The organism is Pseudomonas lundensis (assembly GCF_015377145.2).
Taxonomy (GTDB): Bacteria; Pseudomonadota; Gammaproteobacteria; order Pseudomonadales; family Pseudomonadaceae; genus Aquipseudomonas; species Aquipseudomonas lundensis.
The window spans coordinates 3,281,035-3,307,488 of sequence record NZ_CP062158.2; the positions used below are offsets into that span (position 1 = coordinate 3,281,035).

At 58.7% G+C, this 26,454-nt stretch carries 21 protein-coding genes; 10 read left to right on the forward strand and 11 right to left on the reverse strand.

The genetic code is table 11. From position 1 onward, the window contains the following. Positions 1–113 precede the first annotated feature (113 nt). Positions 114–2,360 (forward strand): TonB-dependent siderophore receptor, encoded by a 2,247-nt coding sequence (locus IF654_RS15410; RefSeq protein WP_047276481.1) that lies wholly within the window; start codon positions 114–116, stop codon positions 2,358–2,360. 115 nt (positions 2,361–2,475) lie between these two features. Here the strand turns inward: IF654_RS15410 and IF654_RS15415 are convergent, their stop codons facing one another. The 8 genes from IF654_RS15415 to IF654_RS15450 form a co-directional block, all read right to left on the reverse strand. Continuing rightward, on the reverse strand, positions 2,476–2,961 hold the full coding sequence (locus IF654_RS15415; protein WP_047276483.1) for a GNAT family N-acetyltransferase: 486 nt from the start codon (positions 2,959–2,961) through the stop codon (positions 2,476–2,478). A 56-nt stretch (positions 2,962–3,017) separates the two neighbouring features. Then, positions 3,018–3,362, reverse strand: coding sequence for an ANTAR domain-containing protein (locus tag IF654_RS15420; RefSeq protein WP_047276485.1), 345 nt, complete (start codon positions 3,360–3,362; stop codon positions 3,018–3,020). 118 nt (positions 3,363–3,480) lie between these two features. Next, the gene (locus IF654_RS15425) at positions 3,481–6,738 is read right to left on the reverse strand and encodes a transporter substrate-binding domain-containing protein (RefSeq protein WP_094987708.1); all 3,258 of its coding nucleotides are present in this window, start codon (positions 6,736–6,738) and stop codon (positions 3,481–3,483) included. Then, positions 6,739–7,365 carry a response regulator transcription factor gene (locus IF654_RS15430; RefSeq protein ID WP_047276489.1) on the reverse strand — a complete coding sequence of 209 codons (627 nt, stop codon included), beginning with the start codon at positions 7,363–7,365 and terminating at the stop codon, positions 6,739–6,741. Positions 7,366–7,653: 288 nt separating this feature from the next. After that, positions 7,654–8,370: an MgtC/SapB family protein gene (locus tag IF654_RS15435; RefSeq protein WP_047280477.1), complete on the reverse strand. Its 717-nt coding sequence runs from the start codon at positions 8,368–8,370 to the stop codon at positions 7,654–7,656. A 70-nt stretch (positions 8,371–8,440) separates the two neighbouring features. Further along, on the reverse strand, positions 8,441–11,203 hold the full coding sequence (mgtA, locus tag IF654_RS15440) for a magnesium-translocating P-type ATPase (protein ID WP_083333421.1): 2,763 nt from the start codon (positions 11,201–11,203) through the stop codon (positions 8,441–8,443). A gap of 708 nt (positions 11,204–11,911) precedes the next feature. Further along, on the reverse strand, positions 11,912–13,249 hold the full coding sequence (locus tag IF654_RS15445; protein ID WP_083333420.1) for a lysine N(6)-hydroxylase/L-ornithine N(5)-oxygenase family protein: 1,338 nt from the start codon (positions 13,247–13,249) through the stop codon (positions 11,912–11,914). 117 nt (positions 13,250–13,366) lie between these two features. Continuing rightward, on the reverse strand, positions 13,367–13,846 hold the full coding sequence (locus IF654_RS15450) for a sigma-70 family RNA polymerase sigma factor (protein ID WP_047280478.1): 480 nt from the start codon (positions 13,844–13,846) through the stop codon (positions 13,367–13,369). A gap of 312 nt (positions 13,847–14,158) precedes the next feature. On the opposite strand from IF654_RS15450, the gene IF654_RS15455 reads away from it, so the two are divergent. From IF654_RS15455 to IF654_RS15480, 6 genes are all read left to right on the forward strand, one after another. After that, positions 14,159–15,331, forward strand: coding sequence for an efflux RND transporter periplasmic adaptor subunit (locus tag IF654_RS15455; protein WP_047276498.1), 1,173 nt, complete (start codon positions 14,159–14,161; stop codon positions 15,329–15,331). Beyond that, positions 15,332–17,299 (forward strand): MacB family efflux pump subunit, encoded by a 1,968-nt coding sequence (locus IF654_RS15460; protein WP_094987710.1) that lies wholly within the window; start codon positions 15,332–15,334, stop codon positions 17,297–17,299. A gap of 7 nt (positions 17,300–17,306) precedes the next feature. Then, positions 17,307–18,701 (forward strand): efflux transporter outer membrane subunit, encoded by a 1,395-nt coding sequence (locus IF654_RS15465; RefSeq protein WP_094987791.1) that lies wholly within the window; start codon positions 17,307–17,309, stop codon positions 18,699–18,701. Positions 18,702–18,982: 281 nt separating this feature from the next. Next, complete coding sequence (locus tag IF654_RS15470; RefSeq protein WP_194862263.1) at positions 18,983–19,234, forward strand: hypothetical protein; 252 nt, start codon at positions 18,983–18,985, stop codon at positions 19,232–19,234. Positions 19,235–19,446: 212 nt separating this feature from the next. Then, positions 19,447–19,941 (forward strand): hypothetical protein, encoded by a 495-nt coding sequence (locus tag IF654_RS15475; protein WP_196325519.1) that lies wholly within the window; start codon positions 19,447–19,449, stop codon positions 19,939–19,941. Positions 19,942–19,972: 31 nt separating this feature from the next. Continuing rightward, a complete protein-coding gene (locus IF654_RS15480) occupies positions 19,973–20,914 on the forward strand; it encodes a hypothetical protein (protein WP_139047516.1) in 942 nt (313 codons plus the stop codon). A 73-nt stretch (positions 20,915–20,987) separates the two neighbouring features. Here the strand turns inward: IF654_RS15480 and pvdP are convergent, their stop codons facing one another. Beyond that, positions 20,988–22,616 carry a pyoverdine maturation tyrosinase PvdP gene (gene pvdP / locus IF654_RS15485; protein WP_047276506.1) on the reverse strand — a complete coding sequence of 543 codons (1,629 nt, stop codon included), beginning with the start codon at positions 22,614–22,616 and terminating at the stop codon, positions 20,988–20,990. 227 nt (positions 22,617–22,843) lie between these two features. Between pvdP and dkgB the strand changes: the two genes are divergently transcribed. Further along, positions 22,844–23,647, forward strand: coding sequence for a 2,5-didehydrogluconate reductase DkgB (gene dkgB / locus IF654_RS15490; RefSeq protein WP_047276508.1), 804 nt, complete (start codon positions 22,844–22,846; stop codon positions 23,645–23,647). Positions 23,648–23,673: 26 nt separating this feature from the next. Here the strand turns inward: dkgB and zapE are convergent, their stop codons facing one another. Continuing rightward, the gene (gene zapE, locus IF654_RS15495; RefSeq protein ID WP_047276510.1) at positions 23,674–24,795 is read right to left on the reverse strand and encodes a cell division protein ZapE; all 1,122 of its coding nucleotides are present in this window, start codon (positions 24,793–24,795) and stop codon (positions 23,674–23,676) included. A gap of 305 nt (positions 24,796–25,100) precedes the next feature. Here zapE and IF654_RS15500 point away from each other — a divergent pair, with 305 nt between their 5' ends. Together IF654_RS15500 and IF654_RS15505 are read left to right on the forward strand one after the other, a co-directional pair. After that, a complete protein-coding gene (locus tag IF654_RS15500; protein ID WP_047276512.1) occupies positions 25,101–25,355 on the forward strand; it encodes a DUF2790 domain-containing protein in 255 nt (84 codons plus the stop codon). 300 nt (positions 25,356–25,655) lie between these two features. Next, positions 25,656–25,913, forward strand: coding sequence for a DUF2790 domain-containing protein (locus IF654_RS15505; protein ID WP_047276514.1), 258 nt, complete (start codon positions 25,656–25,658; stop codon positions 25,911–25,913). A gap of 132 nt (positions 25,914–26,045) precedes the next feature. On the opposite strand, the gene IF654_RS15510 is transcribed toward IF654_RS15505, so the two are convergent. Beyond that, positions 26,046–26,324, reverse strand: a complete 279-nt coding sequence (locus IF654_RS15510; RefSeq protein WP_047282900.1) for a PepSY domain-containing protein — start codon at positions 26,322–26,324, stop codon at positions 26,046–26,048. Positions 26,325–26,454 lie beyond the last annotated feature (130 nt).

Here is a 26,454-nt window from a genome sequence, read left to right on the forward strand (position 1 = left end):
GAGTTGCGCAAAGACATATTTTGAAATAAGAACATTTCCCATTTGGCTAATTTGCCTCCTTATCGCTCGTTTTATGTGAACCACTTCACAACAACGATAAGGAGCCGACAGCCATGTACGCGCCCATACCCCGTCCCGTCACGTTCGCCCTCGGCCTGCTCGGCAGTGTTTTCACCGCCCAACTGCTGGCAGCGTCCGAGGCCGAGAAGGATGAGCCAGCCCCAACCCCCACGCTGGAACTCCCCAAGACCAGCATCACCGCCCAGGGTTTAGGCGCCATCACTGAGCACACAGGCGCTTACACCACCGGTTCGACCAATACCGCCACCCGGCTCAATCTGAGCATCCGCGACACCCCGCAGTCGGTTTCGGTCGTCACCCGTCAGGAAATGGACGACTTCAACCTCAACACCCTCACCGAAGCGATGCGCCATACCACCGGCGTGGTGGTGCAACACAACGACACAGATCGCGTCAGTTATTCATCCCGGGGCTATTCCATCCAGAACTTTCAAATCGACGGGATGCTCAACACATTCAGCAACATGAAAACCGACGCCGACACGATCATTTATGACCGCATCGAGCTGGTGCGCGGCGCCACGGGCCTGACCACCGGTGCGGGTGATCCGTCCGCCACTATCAACATGATCCGCAAGCGCCCGACTCATGAACTGGCCGCCAAAGTGGGCGTCAGTGGCGGTAGTTACGACGACTATTACAGCTACGTGGATGTCGGCGGTCCATTGGGCCTTGACGGCCGTTTGCGCGGCCGCAGCGTACTGGCCTACCGTGACGCCAAGTCCTTTCGCGATCACTACGCCCTCAAACGAGAAGTGGCCTACGGCATTCTTGAAGCCGACCTCACCGACGACACCACCCTCTCGGTGGGTTATGACTACTTCAACAAAGAGGTCCAGGGCACATCCTGGGGCACATTGCCCTATTGGAATGGCGCAGGGGGAAAAGCCGGGCTGGGCCGTGCAACCAATTGGGTAGCGCCCTGGAGTTCATGGCCCAAACAAGACAAAACGGCGTTTGCCACGCTGGATCAACGTCTATTCAGCGACTGGCGCCTCAAAGCGGCTTACACCCATCGCATCAGCAGTACAGACGGCAGTGTTTATTACGCCGGGGGCGGTTTTCCGCAAGCCGATGGCACGGGCATGCAGGCCTATACCAAGCACATGACGGGCGACGAATCCATGACCGCCATGGACATCAATATTTCAGGCACGTACCCGCTGTTCGGTCGCGATCACGAGCTGATGTTTGGCTACGGGGAGGCAACGTTCGTCAATACCTCGCCCTGGTTAATTGATCGCAACCCGGAAGGTTACATACAGGTGCCCGACTGGCAGAACCTGAGCAACGTGCCCAAATTCCAGGACATCAACACCGGGCTGGAGCAAAGCCGGGACACCACCCAGCAGAAAGCCGGGTACCTGGCAACACGCTTTAACCTCAGCGATCAATGGCACGCGGTGCTGGGCACGCGTTACGGCAGCTGGAAAGGCACCAACCTCAACAAGGAATACGACGAAACCACGTACCGACTGACCCAAAAAAACAAAGTCACCCAACTGCATAACGACATGCTCACCCCGTACGCCGGGCTGCTCTATGACTTCACCGAGCACCTCACGGCCTACGTGAGCTACACCGATATTTTCAAACCGTCCGAAGAGAAAACCATCAACAAGACTTACCTTGAGCCGGTGGTCGGCAGTAACTACGAAGTGGGCCTCAAGGGCAGCTTTCTGCAAGAGCGGTTGAATCTCTCGAGCGCCGTGTTCTGGAGCACGCAAGACAACGTACCTGTGATAGATGACTCCGTGCCCCGCGGCCCGAATGGCGAGGAATATTACAAATCAGCCGGCAAAGGCAACAAGATCAAGGGCTTTGAAATAGAACTGGCCGGAGAAGTCATGCGCGACTGGAACATGATGGCCGGTTACACCTACACCCATTCGCGGGACAGTGAAGGTCAACGCCTCAACAGTGCATCGCCGTTAAACCTGTTCAAGCTCTCAAGCACCTATCGGCTGCCCGGCCAATGGCGAGCCCTGACAGTGGGTGCAGCCGTAAACTGGCAAAGCGACATATTCCGTGAGGCTTGGCGCCCAACCGGTGGCAAAGATGAAAAGGGCGAGCCGATTACCGTCGCCGATACCATCACTCAAAAGTCCTACACCCTGGTGGATCTGATGGCCCGCTACGAATTCGACAAACACCTGTCGGCCACACTGAACGTCAAAAACCTGTTCGATCAGAAGTACTACGACAATGTCGGCTTTTATAACGGAGTGTTCTGGGGGGATCCCCGTACCGTCAACGTGGGAATTGAATGGAAGCTCTAATGCGCCTGCCCTAGGCAGCGGGCAACGCAGGGCACGAACGGGGCTGGCGCAAGCAGCCCCAGGCAATTCAAACACGGCTCGCCGGGCACCCGCCTGAAGCCACCGGCGGCAAGCCTTACAAGTATTTATTCCAGAACAGCATGCGCCCGTGTGCCGGATTCAGTTGGCCTTCGCTAAAGCCAAACTTGCGATAGGAGCCCTGAGCCACCGGATTGCCTTCCAGCACTTCGAGGGTGATTTTGCAGCAACCGCGCTCACGGGCGATGGCTTCAACTTTCTCCAGCATGTGTTGGCTCAAGCCCAACCCCCGATAGGTATCGACCACTGACACGTCGTGAACGTTGACCAGCGGTTTACCGGCGAAAGTGGAAAACCCTTCGAAGCAGTTAATCAACCCCGCGGCCTGGCCGCCTACGAAGGCCAGTACGCTAAACGCATGCGGACGCTTGGCCAGTTCAGCGGGCAACGCCTGAAGAACCGCATCCGATAAGGCTTCACCGCCCCCCATCGGGTCCCGGGCGTAATGGTTGAGCACATCCCTGACGGCCTGTGCGTGAACAGGATTCAAATAGTCCGCTTGCACCACAACGACGTCTGACATGCCACCGGCTCCTTTATGAACGCGCTTAAGAAGCCCCGGACATTAACGGGCCAACCTCAGTCCGACAAGCCTGACGTGGTGTCCGGCACGTCAATGCTCTGCATCAACGCGTTGACCCGTTGTGCAACGTCATGGGCACTGGCATACACCAGCACGTGTTTGTATTGCGGGTGCTCCTTGCAGGCGTCGGGTCGATCAAAACCCGCAGCGGCCGCCATGCGTTGACTGATCAGCAACACATCAAACGCATGTTTCTCGGCATCCCCGAGCCCCAGCAGGGCTTCAATCCGGTCCAGTGGCGCAATGCGGAAATAGCCCAAACCGTTAAGCGCCCTCTCTATCTTCAGAGCCTCTTTTCGCTCTGCGTCGGCGATCAAGATTCGCAATGATTTCGTTGGCATTTAAGTTGAACCATCAGCAAGTGTGTCGTTGGAACGTTTACCGATGCCTGGCAGCGCCAGGCCACGGCACCAGCAAAATAAGTGCTGCCCACACCATTTCAAGAGGCCATTTGTCTTGTCAGGCGCCCGATTCATCATCATCCAGATAAGGCGCAAGCAGTTCATCGAGCCTTTCCATGCTTTGATACAAAGCGTCTACAGTCTCGGTCAGCTCGGGCGCATGGCTGGCAGTACAAGCGTCTTCGAGGCGCTCACACCGCTGGATCACGTCCCGCGCGTCGATCAGGCGCGCACCGCCTTTAACCCCATGCGCCAACCCCATCAACCCCTTGCGATCGCCGTCCACAAACAATGCCAACAGCCGGGCCATGTCCTGCTGATTGCTCGTGGCCAGAGCGGCCAGCATCTTTTGGACCTGTGCGTCATCCCCCTGACTGGTCTCGCGCAGGTACCTCAGGTCAATTTCTGGCGCGGCGCCGCAAAGCGCATCGGCCTCCTCCCCACCAACCGACGCCAGGCAGTCGCTCAAATCCTTGAGGCTGATGGGTTTGAACAGGCATTTATTCATCCCGGCTTCCAGACAACGGTCAACCTCTTCGGGTTGAGCATTGGCCGTAAACCCCAGGATCAGGCACGGTTTCATGCCCAGCAGGTGTTCTTGTTCGCGTATGGCGCGCGCCAGGTCATACCCGTTCATGACAGGCATGTTGCAATCGGTAATGACCACGTCAAATGAGCGCGCATGCCACCTTTCAAGCCCTCGCGCGCCGTGCTCGGCATCAATCACTTGATGCCCCAGATAGCGCATCTGTTGAGCCAGCAACAGACGGTTCGCCGGATAATCGTCCACCACCAGAATCGTTAACGAACGGCTTTGTACCGGCGCTGACTCCGGCTCAATGGGCATGGCCATCGGCTCAAGACGCGGCACCTGCAACAGCACCTCAACCTGCGTCCCCTGCCCCAACACACTCTGCAGGCGTAACGTTCCGTCCATCATTTCGCACAGGGTTCGACAAATAACCAGCCCCAGGCCCGAGCCACTGCGGGCGGATTGCGTGTTGTTGCTGGCTTGAATGAACGGGCTGAACAACCGTGACTGATCCGCCTCTGAGATGCCCATGCCCGTATCGCTCACGCGCACGCTCACGCTCAGGCGGGAAGGGTCGCGGCCCGGCGTCACGTACAAGGCCAGCTTCACTTCTCCGGCGTCCGTGAACTTGATGGCATTGCTCAGCAGGTTGGAGACAATCTGCTTGAACCGCAAAGGGTCAATCCAGGCGTCCGTCTCGGGCACTTCACAGACCACATGGCTGACCAGACTCAGACGTTTTTGGCGTGCCAGCCCGTCAAACATGCGCAACACCGACGCGACCAATGCCTGAATATTGGCCCGTTCAGGGCTTAAAGACAGATGCCCGGACTCAATGCGCGCGATGTCCAAAATGTCCCCGATCAGCGCCAGCAACTCTCGCGCCGACCCGGAAGCCACCTCGATGGCAAAACGGTCCAGCACACCCTGCTCGGCTTTTTTCATGGCCAGCTCGAGCATGCCGATCACAGCATTCATCGGCGTACGAATTTCATGACTCATGGTGGCCAAAAACGTGGTTTTGGCCCGGTTCGCCTCATCAGCACTTTGCTTGGCGGCCTGCAGCTGCTCCAGCAATTGCTGACGTTTAATGACCGCGCGGCGCAGATAAGCAATCCAGCCCAACGCCACCGCCAACAAAACAGCGGCAATCGCAAAGCCCTGAAGAATCGCGGCACGATTGCGCAACCAATAACTGTCTGTCTCTTGCCCGGTGGTGCGCCAGCGCTGGGTCAAGGCACTCATTTCTTCAGGGCTGATACTCAACAAGGCTTTGTCGAGAATGCTGCTTAACTCGGATGAGTGCCGCGCCGTGGCGAATCCGATATGCGCGGGCTGTGTGCCGACCGTGCTGGTGATATGCAACTGCTCGCGGAAATAGCGCGAAATCATGTAGCGCGCGCTGATCAACGCATTGACCGCCGCTGCCGCCTCACCTTGGGCCACCTTGTTCATGGCTTCCCAGGCATTTTCCACCTCAAGCACCTGCACCTGCGGGTAGTGATGCAGCACAAACTCACGCAGCACAGTGCCCCGCACCATGGCCACCCGCTGGCCCGCCATCTGGTCCAGGGTGGTCGGGCTGCCCGGCGCGACCCGCGTGACAAGCACAAAGGGCGTGGTGAGATAAGGCCGGGAAAAGCGCAATTGCCCTTCACGGGCGTTGCTGGGCGTGAAAGCGCCCATCAAGTCGGCTTCGCCCGTGGTCACCAGCGCGATCAACTCCTCGACAGAATTCCCCGTCACCGGCTCGAATACCAACCCGGTTCGAGCACTGATATTGAGCAACACATCCGCGCTCACGCCTTTGAAGGCGCCCTGCTCATCAATAAATGACAGCGGCAGGTAATGGTCATTGATGGCCACTTTCAATCGCGGGTGTTCATTCAACCAGCGCTGTTCGTTACTGCTGAGGTTTAATCGCCAATGACCGCTTACCTGCGGCCCTTCCGAACTCCAGCGACGCAGGATCGTCATGCGTTCACTGGGCGGAATGGCCGACAGAGCGGCGTTCACAATACCCAACAGCCTGGTGTTATCCCGTTCAAGGGCGAAGGCAAACGGGGTGACTTCCATGCGCGAGAAGTCAGCCAACTGCACATTGTTCAAGTAATTTCTGTTGATCAGGTAATTGGCGCCGATGAAATCGCCTAGGTAGACGTCTGCCTGGCCGAAGGCCACCGCGCCGATCGCGGTCAGGGTGGACGGGTACAGTTGCAGGATGGCCTTGGGGTAAAACGCCTGGACTTTTTGCGGCTGTAAATAATGATCCAGCAGCGCCACCCGCAGGCCAGCCAGATCGGCAGGCAAATGGCCTGTTCGCGCCGTACGCGTCACCAGCGTCGGCGCGTCTTCGGCGTAGGCCTGGGTCAACTTGAGCGCCCTGTCCTGGGCTTCAAAGTCGTTGGCGCTGCCCAGCAGGTCGACTTCACCTTGCTTGAGGGCTTGCACGGCAAGGGGCCTTGAAGGGTAGCGCCTGACCTCGATCGCGATGTGCAGCAACTGCGAGAGGAGTTGCGCATAGTCCGCCGTGATGCCTTCAAGGTACTGCTCATCTTCGGCCAGCTCGAAAGGCATGTTGTCGGGGGCAGACACCCCTAATCGCAAGACACCCTTTTGCTCAAGCCAGTGCTCATCGGCGGCCTCAAGTGCCACGTTGTACTCTTCGACATTCGAGCGTCCCAACAGCTGCAAGGGTTGCACTGAGGGGTCAGCAAAGGCTTGTGGCCACCCGAATACGAGCACCACCATGCCAGCCCACGCCCGGAGGATGAGCGCGTTCATTTAGATCAGGTCATTACGTTTGGCAAACTCTGCCAGGTACACCACCGACCTCATGTTCAGCTTTTCAATCAGACGGGCTTTGTACGTACTGATGGTTTTACTGCTGAGCAACATGTCTTCAGCAATTTTCTTGTTGGTTTTACCCAGTGCCAGTTGTTTCAGAATGCTCAGTTCACGGCCAGATAAACGCTCGATTAACTCCTGCTCACTCACGGCGCAATCGCTGCTACGCACCGAGCTATCACTCAAGTTGGGAAAAAAGGTGTACCCGTCAAGCACGACTTTTACCGCTTGCAGAACTTCGGAAAGGCCTTTGGTTTTGGTGATAAACCCGGTCGCACCGGCTTTCATGCAACGCTGTGAATAATGCAGGGGCGAATGGGAGGTCAGCACCAGAATACGGCTCGTAAGGCCCGAGGTTTTTATGCGCCTGATGACTTCAAGGCCATCGAGCCCTGGCAGGCTCAGATCAAGAATAATCAGATCGACATGATGCTCGCGGGCCATTTGAACAGCGTCCACCCCGCTATCGGTTTCCCCCACGACGTGATAGCCGTGATTGCTCAAGATGGCGCTCACGGCAGAACGGATTAACGGATGATCATCAACAATCAAAATCTTATGCATATGCACCCCAGCCCGTAGTATCAATGCCGGTGTACACCGAGCGAAAATCACCGTTTTGAATAGACACGATTTAATTTCAACCCAAAAAGACAGAGTTATTGAGACCTTAATGAAGTATAGGAAAAGTCCTACAAACTTCTTTCATCAGGCTCAAAAAAAACGCTGCCGGGTTAAAACCGATTTCAAATCAAGCTGCGGATAATGGCCAAAAACAAACCATCGCGAGGAAGGGCGCAGGTGACTCTTGTTGTAAGAATTCCCTTAAAGATGCTTTCCGTTATCCCGAAGTTACTCCGTGGTACTCGGGCTCCAAAACGCCTGGACCACCAGCGTTGATGTGGAAATTCGCGCGACCAGTGCATCCAGCTCGTCGCCATCCACGGAAGTGGCAACCAGCGTGCATTCAATCTCGACTTCGTCCTGGCCAAACGCATGCAGATCCAGATCCCGCGCCGGGTAATTGCTGCGCTCAAGCTCGGCTTCCAGCAAGGCGAGCACAGCCTTTTGTTGATGACGTCGCGCAATCACATAGACCATGTAAGTGACTTCGGACGAAATCACGTCCAACGGCTGGCGGTTGATGTTGTTCACGATCGGGCGCAACAGGGTGTTGGCCGCGAGTACGAACAATGTGCCCAGCAGCGCTTCGAGAATCAGGTCGGCCCCCGCACACGCGCCCACGGCGGCAGACGCCCAGAGCGTGGCGGCAGTGTTAAGTCCGCGCACATTGCCTTCTTCCCGCATGATGACCCCGGCCCCTAAAAAGCCGATGCCGGAAACCACATAGGCCACTACCCGCACGGCGCCTTCAGCCCCGCCCAGGCGGTTGGCCATGTCGACAAAAATGGCCGCGCCCACCGCCACCAGCACGTTGGTGCGCAAGCCGGCGGTACGTTGACGGAATTGACGCTCGAAACCGATCAACCCGCCCAGGACGAACGCCGCGCTGAGGCTGACCAAGGTGTCGATCAGTGACGAGAGGTTGATGTTGTTGAGTGCTTGCATGGTTTCATCCCTGACTCAATCGCTGTGTGGCATCGCCGCCCGGCCAGGCGGCGATGGGTAAGCACTGGCGTTACTGCCAGCCGAACTTGCGGATGTAGAACCCTTTCACCGCTTGGGTCAGCCCCATGTACGCCAGCAGGATCACGGGCAAGAACACGAAGTACAGCGGTGGCAGCGCCTCCAGTTTAAAGTAGCTGGCCAATGGCCCCATCGGCAGGAAAATCCCGATCGCCATGATCACCCCCGTCATGACCAGCAGCGGCATGGCGGCGCGGCTTTGCAGGAATGGAATCTTCGGCGTGCGGATCATGTGCACGATCAGGGTCTGAGTCAGCAGGCCAACCACAAACCAGCCCGACTGGAACAGCGTCTGATGCTCGGGCGTATTGGCCTGAAACACGTACCACATCAGGCAAAACGTCAGGATGTCGAAGATCGAGCTGATCGGTCCGAAGAACAACATGAAACGTCCCACGTCGGCGGGCTGCCAGCGCTGGGGCTTTTTCAACATGTCGTCATCGACGTTATCGAACGGGATCGCAATCTGCGACACATCGTAGAGCAGGTTTTGTACCAGCAGGTGCATCGGCAGCATCGGCAAGAACGGGATAAAGGCGCTCGCCACCAACACCGAGAACACATTGCCGAAGTTGGAGCTGGCCGTCATTTTGATGTACTTGAGCATGTTGGCGAAGGTGCGACGCCCTTCCAGCACGCCCTCCTCCAGCACCATCAGGCTCTTTTCCAGCAGGATGATGTCAGCCGCTTCCTTGGCAATGTCCACGGCGCTGTCGACCGAAATCCCGATGTCGGCGGTGCGCAATGCCGGAGCGTCATTGATCCCGTCGCCCATAAAACCGACCACATGGCCATTGGCTTTGAGCAAGCGCACGATGCGCTCCTTGTGGGTGGGCGTGAGCTTGGCAAACACATTGGTGGTTTCCACAGCCACCGCCAGTTCGGCATCGCTCATGCGCTCAATGTCATTGCCCAGCAACAAACCCTGCTGGTCCAGCCCCACTTCCCGGCAAATTTTCGCCGTCACCAACTCGTTGTCACCGGTCAGCACTTTAACCGCCACACCGTGTTCAGCCAGTGCCTTGAGCGCGGGCGCCGTGCTCTCTTTGGGTGGATCCAGGAACGCCACGTAGCCGATCAGGGTCAGGCCTTGCTCATCCGCCAGGGTGTAGGTGTCGCGCCCGTGCGCCATGGAACGTGCAGCGACACCCACCACCCGCAGGCCTTCTTCGTTGAACGCTGCCGTGACGCTGCGAATGCGGGCCAGCAGTTCATCGGTCAGTACTTCTTGCGCATCGCCGTGGCGAACGTACTGACACACGGACAGGACTTCTTCGACAGCGCCTTTGCAAATCAGCACGTGCGGCCGGTCGTGCTCGGCCACCACCACCGACATGCGCCGCCGGTTAAAGTCGAAAGGAATTTCGTCGACCTTGCGATAGGCCGTGCCCACGTTTAGCTCGCGGTGCACCTCAACATGCTCCAGCACCGCGACGTCCAGCAGGTTCTTCAAGCCGGTCTGGTGATAGCTATTGAGGTAGGCCATTTCCAGCACGTCGTCGGACTCTTGCCCCCAGATATCCACGTGGCGGGCGAGAAAGATTTTGTCCTGGGTCAGGGTCCCGGTTTTATCGGTGCACAGTACGTCCATCGCACCAAAGTTCTGGATCGCATCCAGCCGCTTGACGATGACCTTTTTGCGCGACAGAAACACCGCGCCCTTGGCCAGGGTCGAGGTCACGATCATGGGCAGCATTTCAGGTGTCAGGCCCACGGCCACCGAGAGTGCAAACAGCAGGGCTTCGGGCCAATCGCCTTTGGTGAAACCGTTGATGAACAGCACCAGCGGCGCCATCACAAACATAAAGCGGATCAGCAACCAGCTGACTTTATTGACACCGGTCTGGAACGACGTCGGGCCACGGTCGGTGGCCCCGACGCGCTGGGCCAAAGCCCCAAAATACGTGGCGTTGCCGGTGGCCAGCACCACGGCGGTTGCCGCCCCGGACACCACGTTGGTGCCCATGTACACGATGTTGTCCAGCTCCAGCGGGTTGCGGGTATCGCGGTCTGCCTGGTGCGGGAATTTTTCCACGGGCATGGATTCGCCGGTCATGGCTGCCTGGCTGACGAACAGGTCCTTGGCACTGAGCACGCGGCAATCTGCCGGAATCATGTCCCCGGCCGACAACACGATCAGGTCGCCCGGCACCAGTTGCTTGATCGGCAACTCGATGCGTTGCGCGCCCTTGATGTGCAACGACGCCCCATAAAATTTGCCAAACACCGGCGCCGCATCGGCACTGAAGTCACGGCGCATCACCGTGGCGGTGTTGCTGACCATGGCCTTGAGCGCGTCCGCGGCCTTATTGGACTTGGCCTCTTGCCAGAAGCGCAACACTGTGGACAACACCACCATGGTGCCAATCACCACCGCGGCCTGGACGTCATCGGTGGCCAGCGACACGCCCGCCAGCAAGGTCAGCAACAAGTTGAAGGGGTTTTTATAGCAGTGCCACAGGTGAACCCAACGGCTGAGCGGTTGTTCGTGCTCGACCTCGTTAAGCCCGTGCTGTTGGCGCAAGGCCTGCGCTTCAGCTTCGCTCAGCCCGTCAGTGTGGGTGCCGAGCCGGTCGATCAGCTCGGCACTGTCACTGTGGGCCGCGGCTACCAGGGTTTGCGCCAGGGTGGGCGGCACCTCGCGGCTGACGGTGGTGTGGGTCACGCTGTCGAGCACGGCCAGACGCCGAAAATGCCGTGCGATGTGCCGGGTCCGCAGAAAACCTGCGAAAAATTCTTTAAGGGTGAGTTTCATCGTGCTACTCCTGCGCCGCCTGCGCTCACCCTCATCGGGGCTTACGCAGGCGGCCTTAATCTCGAACCGTCATTCATGGTGTGAGTACTCGCGAGCAGGTCAAATGCCTGCGTTTAACGGGGCAATCGCACACGGCCCGGCAAGGCAGGTCGATGATGGCGACGGCGGATTGGCATAAACGTGTTACCCATGGTGAGTCCTCTGACAGACAACGTCAGCGGGATTCCACGGCAGGTGCAGGCGAGCACAGGCGCTACGCCGCAAACGCGGGGCATGAGCCTGCTTCCTGAGGCAACCGGCCTGGCAAAAGGCGTTGGTCACACAGGTTTAAGTGTCGAAGAGAGGGCTTGTCGGATCAGGTCACAGGGGACCGGTTCCAGGCGCCATTTCTCGCTGTTCAGCAAGAAACGGCAGGGGAAGCTGCGCGTTAACTTGCCGAGTATGTGCCAGTCTTGAAGACCGGCCGACTACTGTCACTCGAACTGGTACCCACTGAGGGACTCCGCTATTGATGAAAACGCCGGCAGCTTACGCCCGACCTTTTGCAGAGTAAACCGTGAAAACACGTCCCGTTGACGAATCAAACAGTTCTTCAGCACGGGTTCAGAAATGACCAGTCACTCACTCAAAAAACGTGAGCGACTGGAGGGAGGCAATGGCCAAGGCAGGGAATAGAGCGCTTCGACAGGGCCTTAAGTAGGGGCAGGTTCAGACGGCAGCGGCCAGCATTTGCTCAGCGCTGACGCCGCTCTTTGTACGATCTTTCTCGTAACCATACAAAGATGCTGAAATTTCCTCGGCACGAATCGGAAGAACCGACAACAAGGTATCGCTCAAACCGTGGCTGGCCTGACAGAAACCTTGCATGTAGATCCCCGCTTTGCATCGCTCGTCGGTGACGACTCGATAATCGCGGTCCACTTCAAACTCGCCCAGGTACTCAGCCAGCGGGGCCAGCAGGTGACGGTGCATGTGCCGCTCATAGCCCGTGGCCAGAATCACTGCATCGTAAGCCTGCGTGCTGACCTCACCGTTGGCGGAGTTACGCAGCGCCAGGGTGATGCCCTGCTCGTCAGCCACGGCGCTTTCAATGCCGGTCAGGCTGCGGAACGCGTGACGGGCAATGCCCGAGACTTTCTGACGGTAGAAAATCCCGTAAATACGCTCGATCAGGTCGATGTCGACCACCGAGTAGTTGGTGCTCTGGTACTCGGTAATCAGGCGCTCGCGCTCGGCGGTGTTCTGCTGGTACACCAGATCGGTGAACTCCGGCGAAAACACTTCGTTGACGAACGGGCTGTCATCGGCCGGTTTGAGGGCCGAGCCGCGCAGGATCAAATCCACCTGGGCCGACGGGAAGCTGTCATTTAAATCAATGAAGGCTTCGGCGGCACTCTGGCCACCGCCAATGATTGCGATACGCATGGGCTGGCCGCTCACGCAAGGCTGCGAAGCCATCCGCGCCAGGTACTGCGAGTGGTGGAACACGCGGCTGTCGTCTTTGAGTGCCTTGAACGCCTCTGGAATGCGCGGTGTACCGCCCGCGCTGACCACCACCGAACGCGTGGTGCGCACGTGCTGCTGGCCGTGGGCATCGCGGGAAATCACGCGCAGCGCTTCGACCTGTTGCTGATGCAACACCGGCTCGATGGCCAGCACTTCTTCGCCGTAGCGGCTTTGTGCTTCAAAGTGCGACGCGACCCAGCGCAGGTAGTCATTGAACTCCATGCGGCACGGATAAAAGGTGCCCAGGTTGATGAAATCCACCAGGCGCCCGTGGGCTTTGAGGTAATTGACGAAAGAATACGGACTGGTCGGGTTGCGCAATGTCACCAGATCCTTGAGGAAGGAAATCTGCAGCTCACTCTGGGTGACCAGCGTATTGCCGTGCCAGCGGTAGTCCGCCTGCTTGTCCAAAAACAGCACGTCCAACGGGCCTTGCACCTGCCCGCGTTCTTCCAAAGCGATGGCCAGGGCCAGATTGGAAGGCCCGAAACCGATGCCGATCAGATCATGAACGACGGCCGAAGCGATTGCCTGTGTCATTTCCAGTGTCCTCTGGATTGCCCCTCAACAGAGGGAAGAAAAAGCCCATGACCCGATTGCGCTGTGGCAGCGCAGCAGGTCGTCTGTTGAGTAGGAACGAGGCTACAGAAATAAAATTTAAGCGTGGTCCCACTGCCGAATCCGAATTCGGCAATGCTTCATGGCGTTCACGATGTGCTTCTCGACCACACTGCGGGACACACCGAGGCGTTCGGCAATTTCCAGGTGGGACAGCCCTTCGAGCTTGCGCAGCAAGAAACAGTCGCGGCACACCGTCGGCAACTCATTGAGCGCGCGCTGCACCATTTCCAGACGCTGCCCCTGCGCCAGGGTGGCCTGCGGGGATGGGCTGTAAAAGCGTTCGTCGGCGTCCAGGGCCTCCAGTGGCTCGATCTGGCGCAGCGTGTTGCGGCGATGACCGTCGATCACCAGATTCAGGGCCGTGCGGTACAAAAAGGCCCGCGGCTGCTCAATCGGCTCATCGCTGGAACGCTCCAGTACGCGTACATAGGCGTCATGCACCACATCTTCGGCGGCCTGTGCATTGCCCAGTCTGGCGCTCAAAAAGCTGACCAGCTCGCGGTAGTAGTTTTCCAACGTGACTCCTGACCGCAACGGGTGCGGTAACTTTCCATGAGCGCTGAAACAGGGCCGAATCAGATGGCGGCATGATGATGGCACTTTAGGGGACGTAATTTATAGTAATTCTCATATAGATTTAAAGTCCGACTGTAGAAACAAACAGGAAATATTCAGTAACAGCCCATTCCGAACAGCCTTAAATTCATGGCTCACGCCTACGTCTACTCAACAGCTCCCCGTAACTGTCATCTCGCGACAGCGTTAGCTGTAGGGCATTTCAGCTCGATAACCTGACGACGGGCCGAATCCCATTGGCCGGAACCCTGCATGAAACGCCCCCGACAGACCCGCCGCGCGTTGCTGATCGTACTTTCTTCACTGCTGGTTGGTGCCCTGGTTGCCTGGCCTTTTCTGACACCCGGTCGCGAAGCGTATGACACGGTCCCCGTGACGCGCGGCAACATCGAAAGCAGTGTGACGGCACTCGGCACGCTGCAACCGCGTCAGTACGTCGACGTCGGCGCCCAGGCGTCCGGGCAGATCCGCAAGATCCACGTCGACGTCGGCGCCGAGGTCACGCAAGGCCAGCCGCTGGTCGAGATTGATCCGTCGACGCAAACCGCAAAGCTCGACGCCAGCCGCTTCGCCATTGAAAACCTCAAGGCCCAGTTGCAAGAGCAGCGCGCCCTGCACGATCTGGCGCAACAGAAATACCAGCGCCAGCAGCGCCTCGCCCAGGGCGGCGCCACCCGCGAAGAAGACATCCAAAGTGCCCGGGCTGAGGTGCGCACCACCCAGGCGCGCATCGACATGTTCCAGGCACAGATCCGTCAGGCCCGGGCCAGCTTGCGCAGCGACGAAGCCGAGCTGGGCTATACGCGCATCTTCGCGCCCATGTCCGGTACGGTGGTGGCCATCGACGCCCGCGAAGGGCAAACCCTCAACGCCCAGCAGCAAACGCCCTTGATCCTGCGGATCGCCAACCTGTCGCCCATGACGGTCTGGGCCGAGGTCTCGGAAGCCGACATCGGTCACGTCAAACCGGGCATGCAGGCGTATTTCACAACCTTGAGCGGCGGCAACCGGCGCTGGGCCAGCACCGTGCGGCAAATCCTGCCCGTGCCGCCCAAGCCCCTGAACGAGGCCAGTCAGGGCGGCGGCAGCCCCGCCAGCTCAGGCAAAAGCGGCAGCGCGCGGGTAGTGCTGTACACCGTGCTGCTCGATGTCGACAACACCGACCAGGCGTTGATGCCTGAAATGACGACCCAAGTGTTCTTCGTCGCCAATCAGGCGCGCGATGTCCTGCTGGCGCCGGTCGTGGCGCTGCAAGGCAGCACCGACAGCGATCGCCAGACCGCGCGGGTGGTGGCCAAAAACGGTGACATCGAAACCCGCCAGATCCGCACTGGCATCAGCGACCGCTTGCGCGTCGAGATCCTTGAAGGGCTCAACGAAGGCGATCACCTGCTGATCGGCCCCGCCCCCGGCAACGGAGGTTAAATGCCCACGCCACTGATTGAACTGCATGACATCCGCAAGGTGTACGGCGGTGTCGAGACCCCGCAGGTGCAGGTGCTCAAAGGCGTCAGCCTGTCGATCCATGCGGGTGAATTCGTGGCCATTGTCGGCGCCTCGGGTTCCGGCAAGTCGACGCTGATGAACATCCTCGGCTGCCTCGACCGCCCGACGTCCGGGCGCTACCTGTTCGCCGGCGAAGACGTGGCCAGCCTCGACACCGACGAGCTGGCGTGGCTGCGCCGCGAAGCCTTCGGCTTTGTGTTTCAGGGCTACCACCTGATTCCCTCTGCCTCGGCCCAGGAAAACGTCGAAATGCCTGCCATTTATGCCGGCATGCCTGCCGCCGAACGCCATGCCCGCGCCGCTGCCCTGCTGACGCGCCTGGGCCTGGCCGAACGCACCGGCAACCGCCCGCATCAACTGTCCGGCGGGCAGCAACAACGGGTGTCCATCGCCCGCGCCTTGATGAACGGCGGGCACATCATCCTCGCCGACGAACCCACCGGTGCCCTCGACAGCCACAGTGGCGCCGAGGTCATGACGTTGCTCGATGAACTGGCCAGCCAGGGCCATGTGGTGATCCTGATTACCCACGACCGCGATGTCGCGGCACGGGCCAACCGCATCATCGAAGTGCGCGATGGCGAGGTCATCAGCGACAGCGCCAATGGCGCGCACCCCGTCTCTGACAACCCGAACGCCTTGCAAGCCATCGACCTGCGCCAACGCCTCAACCAGGGCAGCGAAGCGCGCGGTGCCTGGAAAGGCGAGCTGGTGGACGCCGTTCATGCAGCCTGGCGGGTGATGTGGATCAATCGCTTTCGCACCGCCCTGACCTTGCTCGGTATCGTGATTGGCGTGGCGTCGGTGGTGGTGATGCTGGCCGTGGGTGAAGGCAGCAAGCGTCAAGTGATGGCCGAAATGGGCGCGTTCGGCTCCAACATCATCTACCTCAGCGGCATGTCGCCCCGGCCTCGGGCACCGCTGGGGATTATCACGCTCAATGACGTGGCCGCGCTGTCCACGCTGCCGCAGGTGAAGATGATCATGCCGATCAACGGCGCCGAGATTGGCGTGCGCTATGGCAACGTCGATCACACGATGTACACCGGGGGCAACGGCATCGATTTCCCGGCCATCTTCAACTGGCCGGTGGTGCAAGGCAGTTTCTTCACCCAGGCCGACGAAGACGCTGCGGCCGCCGTGGCCGTGATCGGCAAGAAAGTGCGGGAAAAGGTACTCAAGGACGTGCCCGACCCGATCGGGCGCTACATTCTGCTGGAGAATGTACCGTTTCGCGTGGTGGGAATTCTGGCCGAAAAAGGCGCCAGCTCCGGGGACTCGGACAGCGACACGCGCATCGTGGTGCCCTATTCCGCCGCCAGTGTCCGCCTGTTTGGCACCCACAACCCGGAATACGTGGTGATCGCCGCGGCCGACGCGAGCAAGGTCAATCAGACCGAAAAAGCCATCGAGCACTTGATGCTCAGGCTGCATAACGGCCATCGCGATTTCGAAATCACCAACAACGCCGCGATGATTCAAGCCGAGGCCAAGACCCGCAACACCCTGTCGTTGATGCTCGGCTCGATTGCTGCCATCTCATTGCTGGTGGGCGGCATCGGGGTGATGAACATCATGCTGATGACGGTGCGTGAGCGCACCCGTGAAATCGGTATTCGCATGGCCACCGGGGCGCGCCAACGCGACATCCTGCGCCAATTCCTCACCGAAGCGCTGATGCTGTCGGTGGTCGGGGGCGCGGCTGGCATCGGCCTGGCTTTCATCGTCGGCGCCGTGTTGTACCTGTGCGACGTGGCCGTGGCGTTCTCGTGGATGGCCGTCCTCGGCGCCTTTGGCTGCGCCCTGGTGACTGGCGTCATTTTCGGCTTTATGCCGGCCCGCAAAGCTGCCCGGCTCGACCCGGTCACGGCCCTGACCAGTGAATAAACAATTGATAAAGCCGTCCTTGAGCCTGTTGTCCGTGTGCCTGTTGCTGGGGGCTTGCAGCCAGAACGTTGCGCCTGACGCGACGGCCGTTGTCCCGCCGCCGAGCTGGCAGTTTGCCCAAGAGCGCGCCTCCCTGGCCGTCAACCAACCATGGTGGCAACAGTTTGGCAGCCCTGAGTTGAATCGCCTGATTGCCCAAGCTCAGGCGGGCAGTTACGACCTTGCGGCGGCCGTCGCCCGCGTGCAGCAAGCGCAAGCCGGCGCCGTGATTGCCGGTGCGCCGCTGCTGCCCGAGGTTAAGTTCGGTGGCAGCGGCAACCGGGAAAAACTCCTGCGCGGCAACGGCTACAGCCAACTGGATGCCACCGATGACAACAAAGCCGTGGACTACTTTGATGCCAACCTGACCGCCAGCTATGAAGTGGATTTCTGGGGGGGCAAGGCCGCTGCCCGAGACAGTGCGGTTCAGGCGCTGCGGGCCAGCGAGTTTGATCGCGCCACCGTGGAGCTGACCTTGCTCAGCAGCGTCGCCAACCGTTACGTGCAGACCCTGGCCTTTGATGAGCAACTGCGTATCGCCCGCCTCAACCTCGCCAACGCTCAACGGGTGCTCAAGGTGGTGCAAACGCGCCATGACGCGGGCTCGGCCACGGCACTGGAACTCGCCCAGCAAACCAGCCTGGTGGCCAGCCAACAACGGCACGTGCCGCTCGTGGAACAGCAAGCCCGAGAGGCGCGCATCAGCCTGGCCGTTTTGCTGGGTAAGCCCGTGCAACAGCTGCAACTGGGGGCGACGCCTTTCGCGCGCCTGCACTGGCCAAGCATTGGCAGCGGCGTGCCCAGCCAATTGCTGAGCCGCCGCCCGGACATCGCCAGCGCCGAAGCCAAACTGGCGGCGGCACACGCCGACATCACCGTCGCACGGGCCGCCATGCTGCCCAGCCTGACCTTGGGGGCCAGCCTGGGCTCGGGCGCCGACCGCTTGAGCGACGTGCTGCGCAGCCCGTTCTACAACCTGACGGCAGGGCTGGCGGCGCCCATCTTCAACAATGGCCGCCTGAGCGCCGAACGTGACAAAGCCATCGCCCGCCAGCAGGAACTGCTGCACACCTACCGCGCCAGCATCATCAGCGCCTTTGCCGACGTCGAAAAAGCCCTGAACAGCGCCAACGGGCTGGACGGCCAGCGCCAGTGGCAAGACGAAGAACTCAAGCAGGCGCAACAGGCGTTCGACATTGCCCAACACCGTTATGCCGCCGGAGCAGAGGTGTTACTGACGGTGCTGGACACCCAACGCACGTTGTACCAGGCGCAAGACCAGCACGTGCAACTGCGCCTGGCGCGCCTGCAAGCCAGCATCGCGTTGTATAAAGCACTGGGCGGGGGATGGCACGCGCGGTAGCGGCCAAGGGCATTCAGTGCATCGCTGCTGTGCCCATAACGCCGTAAACGTCACCCTATATATCTACCCCTTCAACGCCCCCGCCCCGCCTTAGAATGTCGACATGCCGTTAACAACAACGGCATTTAACATTCATCACCCCACATTAAGCACGCGAATGAGCACGCGTTGTGGCTGAACTGACTCGCCTCAACATTGATGCGACGGCGAGTACTCGGCTCACGCCGTATTTAATTATTTTCTTTATCCACTTGCACTTTACCGTGCAGAAGGAGTGACGCTTGAACACACATTCCAGCGATAACAGGTTCAACCTACTTTCGGACACGCAGACCCAGGACACTCTCCCCTGCCAGGCTTGGCAACTGGTTCTTCCTATAGAAGGCACAGGTATTAACAGCGGTGTTTCGGCCGTCGAACATCAGGGCAAGTTATATGCCTTCTATAACAAAGGCAGTAGTGCGCAAGACGGAATAATTGGCTATGCCATCGTGTCCAAACATCCAAACATCCAAACAACCAACTTGTTTTAGAGGGCCTGCATGAATTGCCCACTGAGCCGGGTATTCAATACCGACCTCTAGGGGGTTATCGTCCTGCGGTCACGGTGTATCAAAACAGGTTGTTCTGTTTTTACAGAGATACCAGCGGCGGTATTAGCTTCAGTGTGGGCTCAGGTGCTTTCTGGGAAAACGCGCAACAGGTGCCCAACGTCCTGACCAGCGACGCCCCCTCTGTGGCAGCGTTGGGCGAACAACTGTTTTTGGTACTGCGAGGTACAGAGGGCGGTGACTTTTATCACAAGGTGCTTGAACCTTCAGGCTGGCAGCCGCATCAGCGCGACCCTCACATAAAATTCAATGGCAGCCCTTCCCTCTGCATCGCGGGCGGCCTGCCCACCGTCGCCGTCAAAGGACTGGATGAACGTCTGTACCTGTTCAACTTCCATGAGAGCGGTTGGGCACCCGTCTTGACGTCAGCACTGAACGATATATATGAGGCCCCCGCCGTTGCCGGATGGGACAGGTTCCTGGTTGACGCCTCACTCAAACGCTCAAACAACCACTACACCACTGAACTCGTTCGCTCCCCCACTGAATTAAACGACTACTACCAGACCGCGGGCGCCTACACCTCCCCACCGTGCCTGGTGAACTACCACAGTGACCTGTATTTAATTGGAAAGCGCCCCTGTGATGATCTGGGCATTTCGATCTTCAACCCTGAGTGCATTAAATAACCATTAACTTATCAACATTAAAGGTGCGCCCTTGAGTACTGAACCCGACCATTCCGCCCTTCGACCCACACGTCAAGTCTTGCCTCAAGATCCGCAGAAAAGTATGCCCTGCGAAACATGGGATCTTCATTTATTGATTGAAGGCACCGGCATGTCCACCGGCGCCTCAGCGGTTGAATTCAAAGGCAAGTTATATATTTTTTACGCCCTGCAAAAAGCACCGGGAGTGTTTACGCTGGGTTTTACCGTGCTGTTCAAAAACTCAGCCAATCAAATGATTATCCAGCACATCTCTGAATTGCCGACCACACGGACCCGCCCGCTTCGACCTTCCGTCACCGTGTATGCAGATCACTTGTATTGTTTTTATACCGCGCCTGATCAATCCATACGGTTTATCACGTTCTCCGGCACTCAGTGGTCGCCCGTTGAAACCGTCCCCCAGGTGTTAACGTCTGATGCTCCTTCGGCAGTGGGTAATGGTGTCAATCTTTATCTCGCCTTACGCGGGGCAGACAGCCGCGCACTTTATTACAAAGTGCTGGAGCCTTCCGGCTGGCAACCCCACGTACGCGAAGACCACAAAAGCGTCGTCGAAAGTCCTTCCCTGTGTATCCATAAAGACATGCCCTTCGTTTCAACCCGAAGTGCCACCGGGCAACTGGTCACCTTTCAACTGATCGATGAGGAGTACCCGATCCATGTGTCCAACCAACCGGACACCTATGGCGCCTCCGCGCTGCATACCCAGGGGGAATACTTTTATTGCGCCACCCGCAAACGGTCGGGCAACCAATACACCGTTGAAACGTTTCGTCCGTATCTCGATGTGGATATCTACTCGCAAACGGCAGGACGCTTCGTGTCTGCGCCCTGCCTGACCAGCTACCTGGGCGATGTGTACCTGATCGGGCAACGGCCTTGCCAGGACCTGGCCCTCCTGAAACTCAACCCGGTTTGTATAACAAAATGAACGGGGACCCTGGCCGTTGAATTCATGACGCTTACCCGTCACGGTCCCCCATCGGATACGCCCGCCTTCAGGGTCACTCGCGGTGCGGGGCCTTGGTCACCAGATGCCGCGCATACCAGGGGCGGCGCGGAATTTTTCGGAACAAGCTGTCCAGGGTCTTTTCATCCCCAAAGGTAATGCGTAACGCCAGTTTCATGGTTTCAGGGTCCATTTCCACGGTTTTGCCCGACGCCAGCCCCGGCGTGGTGCTGCACCCGTGGGTGATGGGCCCCAACCACGGGTCGTCGACTTCGACCCAGCGACCCGGTGCGAACCACGGCACACCGTTGACTTCCCTACGCGTCAGTTCGCCAGGGTGAAAGCGTTCGTGGGCGCGAAACCAGTCTTCCAGGCGATCATCGATCCAGCCGTGAAAGCACCAGAACACGGGGTTGACGTGGGACGAAAACGGATCGCCCAGAAAGTCGTTTTCAGGCACGTACCAGCGCGCCGAAAAATCCGCAGGGTCACGCGCCCAGGGCACCGGAGCGCCGTTGGAAGGATCGCGCGGCACTGACGCCCAGCGCATGTGCAGCCAGTCATGCAGCCCCAGCTCAACCTCGGAACCAAACTGGCCGAGGGTCAATGTCGACAGGTAACGCGGGTCACGGTAGCGCGACTCCCACACCTCAAAATTACTGTGAAAGGTCTCAGGCTGTTTGATATCACTCAGCCACTGGGTGTAGAACTCATCACCCTCCGCCAACCAGGTCGGTGGCAAGGCGCTGCCGTCGTGGTTGTCAAAGTAACGGGCGAACCCCGCGCGGTCGCGCTCCAGCTCCGGCTGGGGCATCGGGAACGCGGGCCACGAGGGCAAATGCTGCATCGAGCGCGCCGTGCGCAACATGTGCCGGTGCATAAAAAAGAAATCCACCCCCGAGCCATTGCGGTCTTTGCGTGGCCCGCGGGCGTCGCGCTCCTTGTCGCGCTGACCGGGCTGCCAGCCGATGCCGCGCAAGGCATTGCGCTTGGTCTCGGACAAGTCGTGCCAGGTGTCGCGTGAGGCATGCCAAAGCTGGTGAAACAAACGGTGTTCCGGGGACACCAGCCACGCCAGCAGGGTCGGGTTCAGGCCGATACGCTCGCGGGCTTCAGGAAAGGTGCGTTTGAGCGCGACAACGTGGTTGTCCTGCTCGGGCAATGCCAGCGGGCGATCCAGACGCTGCACCCGGCCACTCAACGTGCCGCTGCCCGCGTTGCCATACATGCCCCACACCTCATCAAGGCTGAAACTCAACTCGTAATCGGGCACGCCATGAGGCGCATCGCTGCGCGTCAGGCGCCAGTGCAGGTGTTTGGCGTCGGGTTCAACCAGGTCGCCCAGAATGCGGTAGCGCGGGGTTTGCTGGCTGTGCAACACCTGCGCCGTGTCCAGATAGCCACGTACCCCGCGGCCACGCGGCGCGATGTCCAGCCACATTTCGAGGTCATCGGACGGCAAGCCGTCCAGCCCGGCATCGCGGCCGTTGAAGCGGATCGTCCACAGGCCACGCAGTTGGTCAGCCAGTTGCTGCCCGGCGGTGTCCGCGAGGTCGACCGTTGCCTCGCCGGGGGTGACCGGCTCGTCCACCCGGGTCAACTCGCGATGGCCATAGAACGCTGCTGGCGCTGCTGCGCCGGTGATCGCTAAACCCGCGATGAACCCTCGTCGAGAAATCGTCATTGCCCTACCTGTCCCAGCCTGAATGCAGGCGTTATCCAAGCTAGAACGTGCGTGCGCCGACGAAATTTAGGCCGTGAGCCCGTATCCGGCAGCCGGAACTCCTATGCGTGAGCGCACTCAGTGATTCATGACCTGAACTCACAAGTGCTTTGTCTCAGGACGGGTTTTTCAGACCCGCAAGGACAGGGATACTCAGCCTCATTCTTACAACCTCCAAGGAGTTATCCATGACAGTTCCAGCCTTCGGCCTCGGTACTTTTCGACTTAAAGGCCAAGTGGTCATCGACTCGGTCACAAACGCCCTTGAACTGGGTTACCGCGCAGTGGACACCGCGCAGATTTACGAAAACGAAGCGGATGTGGGCCAAGCCATTGCCGACAGCGGTGTGGCGCGTGACTCGCTGTACATCACCAGCAAGATTTGGGTCGATAACTTCAGCCAGGACAGACTGATCCCGAGCCTGAAAGAAAGCCTGAAGAAACTGCGCACCGACCATTTGGACCTGACCTTGATTCACTGGCCGTCCCCTCAGGGCGCCGTTCCGGTTGCCGAGTTCATGGGCGCACTGCTGGAAGCCAAAAAGCAAGGGCTGACCAAAGAAATCGGCGTGTCCAACTTCACCATCGCACTGATGAAAGAGGCGATTGACGCCGTCGGCGCCGAACACATTGCGACCAACCAGATCGAACTGCACCCGTACTTGCAGAACCGCAAAGTGGCCGAATTCGCCAAGAGCCAGGGCATTCACATCACGTCCTACATGACCCTGGCGTATGGCGAAGTGCTGAAAGACCCGGTGATCCAACGTATCGCTCAACAGCACAACGCCACCCCGGCGCAGGTCACGCTGGCGTGGGCCATGCAACTGGGCTATTCGGTGATCCCGTCGTCCACCCAACGCGCGAACCTTGAGAGCAACCTCAAGGCGTGTGCATTGAAACTGACTGAAGACGATATGCAGCAGATTGCAGCGCTGGACCGCGGCCACCGCCTGACCGACCCAAAAAGCGTGGCCCCGACGTGGGACTGATGTCGTCGGAGGCCTTAAGGCGGCAACTACAGAGGCTGGCCGAAGCGTTGTAACTGCATTTCCTGCAATCGGCTTAAGGTGCGGCGGAACGCAAACGCCAGGTAGCCCTGGGTGTACAACTGATCCATGGGCACCTGCGCCTCAATGCAGACCGGCACTTTGCGGTCATAGCATTCATCGATCAGCGCAATGAAACGCCGCACGCTGTCGTCGAACTTGGACAGCTGCGGCAGCTCCCGATCCCCTGCCTCAACTTTCACTGCCCCATCCTCAGTGCCGCGTGCAATCTTGCCTTCACGTTGCTCGGCACTCAGGCAGGGGACGTCGCTGAGCAACAGGACCTTGTAACGGTCGCACAGGTCCATGAAGTCCGTGGCGGCCAGCGGTTGCTCGCACAGTTCATGAAAGCTGCACCACAGCACGTTGTCACTGGCGCCCCGGATGTTGAGCGAACGGTGCCCGACCACCCTCGGCTGATGGCTGCGGGTCTGCCCCTGTGTGAGGCGCTCGAATAAAGGCCCCATGACGCTGGATGGCCCCGCGGGTGTCACCCAATAACGCTGTTCGGCGATGCCCGGATGCAGGCGATGATCCTGCGCACCGTCGACCGAAATCACGTCCATGTGCTTGAGAATCGCGGTAATTGCTGGCGCAAAACGATCACGGTTGAAGCCGTGGCCATACAACTGCTCGGGCGGCTGGTTGGAGGTGCATACCAACACCACGCCTTCATCGAACATCACCTGAAACAGACGGCCGAGGATGATCGCGTCGCCGATGTCATTGACGAACAGTTCATCAAAACACAGCACCCGCACTTCGTGAGCCAGCCCTTGCGCCAAGGCCTTGAGCGGATCAGCGGTCCCGATCAACTGAAACAGACGCTGATGCACCCACTGCATGAAGTGATGAAAATGCTGGCGTCGGGCTGGCACGTGCAGGCTCTGGTAGAACTGATCCATCAACCAGGTTTTGCCACGCCCAACCGGGCCCCACAAATACACCCCTTTGACCGATTTCACGCCCTGGTTCAGTTGCTCATGACAACGCTGCAAGGCTTGCACCGCGCGCCATTGCGCGGGGTCGTGAACAAAGCCGTGTTGTGCGACGGCCTGCTCCCAGGCACTGAGGGGGGAATCCACATTCATACGATGGCTGGCTCCAGAATCTGACGCGGCAGTATGCCAGCAAGGCCTTGATGACGCGCCCTTGAAAAGGTGATCGACGTCACCACATTGTTACCCATGCGGTAACACAGCCTTTTGCCATCAGGGCTTTTTCAGAAGATTAAACGGCGTAAACTTTGCGACATGTAATACACAACTTATGAACTGTCTTACCGGTACTTCGTACGGGCTTATTGAATAATCAACGGGCGCCGTAACTTCTTCCCGCCCGCCTGGCAAATGAAGTCAGTCAGTGTTACCCCTTGATTACTTTAGAGGCCACTTTAATGAAACAGTTAATTGCTTTATTGATGGCTGGCATGGCAACAGTTGCCATGGCCAGTGAAACAACCCACCCTTCGCAACCGGCGGTCGAGCACTATTCCTACGGGTCGAAGCTGGACATTGCCAAAGTCATTCATTTGTCGACGATCCCGAAAGTGTGTGAAGTGGTACCGGCACAGATGACCTACGAAGACCATCAGGGTCAACGTCATACCGTTGAGTACCAAGTGATGGGCGACGGCTGCAGCACCCACTAAAACCGTGCGCTGTACCTCCGGTTGCCCGCACGGATGCGACCCTAGGCCCCCTCTTTGCAGGGGGCTTTTTTATGGCGGGTTAAAAACACCGTATTGTTACCGATCCGACAATACTTCTTGGCGATCTTTTGACTTTAATCAATGTTTTGATTCGGTACTCTATGTACATCCCTAGCCGAAACATTGAAACAGGGCACGGTACTTCGTGTTACGTCATTGAGCACTCAGGGCGTAACAACTTCTCCCGCCGGCACGGCAATTGAAGTCAGTGACACGTGATTGTTTTAAGGTCTTGAATAAATGAAACGTTTGATCGCACTTGCTTTGATGGGTATTTCGACACTGGCCGCTGCTGATGAAGTTCACGTTGCGCAGGCCCAACCGGTGGTTGAACACTACACCTACGCCACCGATCTCGACGTTGCCAAAGTTATCAGCGTGACCCCCACTGCCGATGTGTGCGAAGTGGTCCCGGCGCAAATGATCTACGAAGACCATCAGGGTCAGCGTCACATCCTTGAGTACCGCATCATGGGTAACGGCTGCTCGAACGGCTAAGCCCGGCACACCACAACCCTTTGCCAACCAAGCCTCCGTTGAACGGGGGCTTTTTGTGCGTAAAAAGCACGCTCGGCAGGGTCCGGCCCTTAGGTACGGGCCGGACGTTCAAGGCGATTCAGACGCCGAGGATCAGTCTTTTTTCTCGGAAATCACTTTGCCTGTATGGTCAAGCGTCGTTTCGACCTCTACTTCCACACCATCGATTTTCTTCACGCCTTCCGCTTTCCAGATACCCGTCGCCGGGTCTTCCACTTCGATTTTCTTGATGGTGATGTAGCCATTTTTAGTCTTGAGGACTTCAACGACTTCTTTGGAGAACGCCCAGTTTGCATCAGGCGCCGCCATCGCAGCGCCAGCGCTCAACAGAACAGCAGCAGTGATTGCAGCAGTAAAGGTTTTTTTCAACATTGTCTTAACTCCATTAATTGATGTTGCGTCTGTTACCTAGCTTGCCGCAGTAAACGTAGCAGAGAAAAAACCAGCCATGAGACTCAAATGACATGCTTTTGACATGACTCAGGTTCTCGTTCGCTCTGGC

Coding starts and splice junctions, on each gene's coding strand:
- IF654_RS15435 (WP_047280477.1), bottom strand. CDS start 8,370: ATGCAAGCACTCAACAACATCAACCTCTCGTCACTGATCGACACCTTG.
- IF654_RS15455 (WP_047276498.1), top strand. CDS start 14,159: ATGAAACGCCCCCGACAGACCCGCCGCGCGTTGCTGATCGTACTTTCT.
- zapE (WP_047276510.1), bottom strand. CDS start 24,795: ATGAATGTGGATTCCCCCCTCAGTGCCTGGGAGCAGGCCGTCGCACAA.
- IF654_RS15425 (WP_094987708.1), bottom strand. CDS start 6,738: ATGAACGCGCTCATCCTCCGGGCGTGGGCTGGCATGGTGGTGCTCGTA.
- IF654_RS15445 (WP_083333420.1), bottom strand. CDS start 13,249: ATGACACAGGCAATCGCTTCGGCCGTCGTTCATGATCTGATCGGCATC.
- IF654_RS15460 (WP_094987710.1), top strand. CDS start 15,332: ATGCCCACGCCACTGATTGAACTGCATGACATCCGCAAGGTGTACGGC.
- IF654_RS15505 (WP_047276514.1), top strand. CDS start 25,656: ATGAAACGTTTGATCGCACTTGCTTTGATGGGTATTTCGACACTGGCC.
- pvdP (WP_047276506.1), bottom strand. CDS start 22,616: ATGACGATTTCTCGACGAGGGTTCATCGCGGGTTTAGCGATCACCGGC.
- dkgB (WP_047276508.1), top strand. CDS start 22,844: ATGACAGTTCCAGCCTTCGGCCTCGGTACTTTTCGACTTAAAGGCCAA.
- IF654_RS15410 (WP_047276481.1), top strand. CDS start 114: ATGTACGCGCCCATACCCCGTCCCGTCACGTTCGCCCTCGGCCTGCTC.
- IF654_RS15430 (WP_047276489.1), bottom strand. CDS start 7,365: ATGCATAAGATTTTGATTGTTGATGATCATCCGTTAATCCGTTCTGCC.
- IF654_RS15510 (WP_047282900.1), bottom strand. CDS start 26,324: ATGTTGAAAAAAACCTTTACTGCTGCAATCACTGCTGCTGTTCTGTTG.
- mgtA (WP_083333421.1), bottom strand. CDS start 11,203: ATGAAACTCACCCTTAAAGAATTTTTCGCAGGTTTTCTGCGGACCCGG.
- IF654_RS15415 (WP_047276483.1), bottom strand. CDS start 2,961: ATGTCAGACGTCGTTGTGGTGCAAGCGGACTATTTGAATCCTGTTCAC.
- IF654_RS15420 (WP_047276485.1), bottom strand. CDS start 3,362: ATGCCAACGAAATCATTGCGAATCTTGATCGCCGACGCAGAGCGAAAA.
- IF654_RS15500 (WP_047276512.1), top strand. CDS start 25,101: ATGAAACAGTTAATTGCTTTATTGATGGCTGGCATGGCAACAGTTGCC.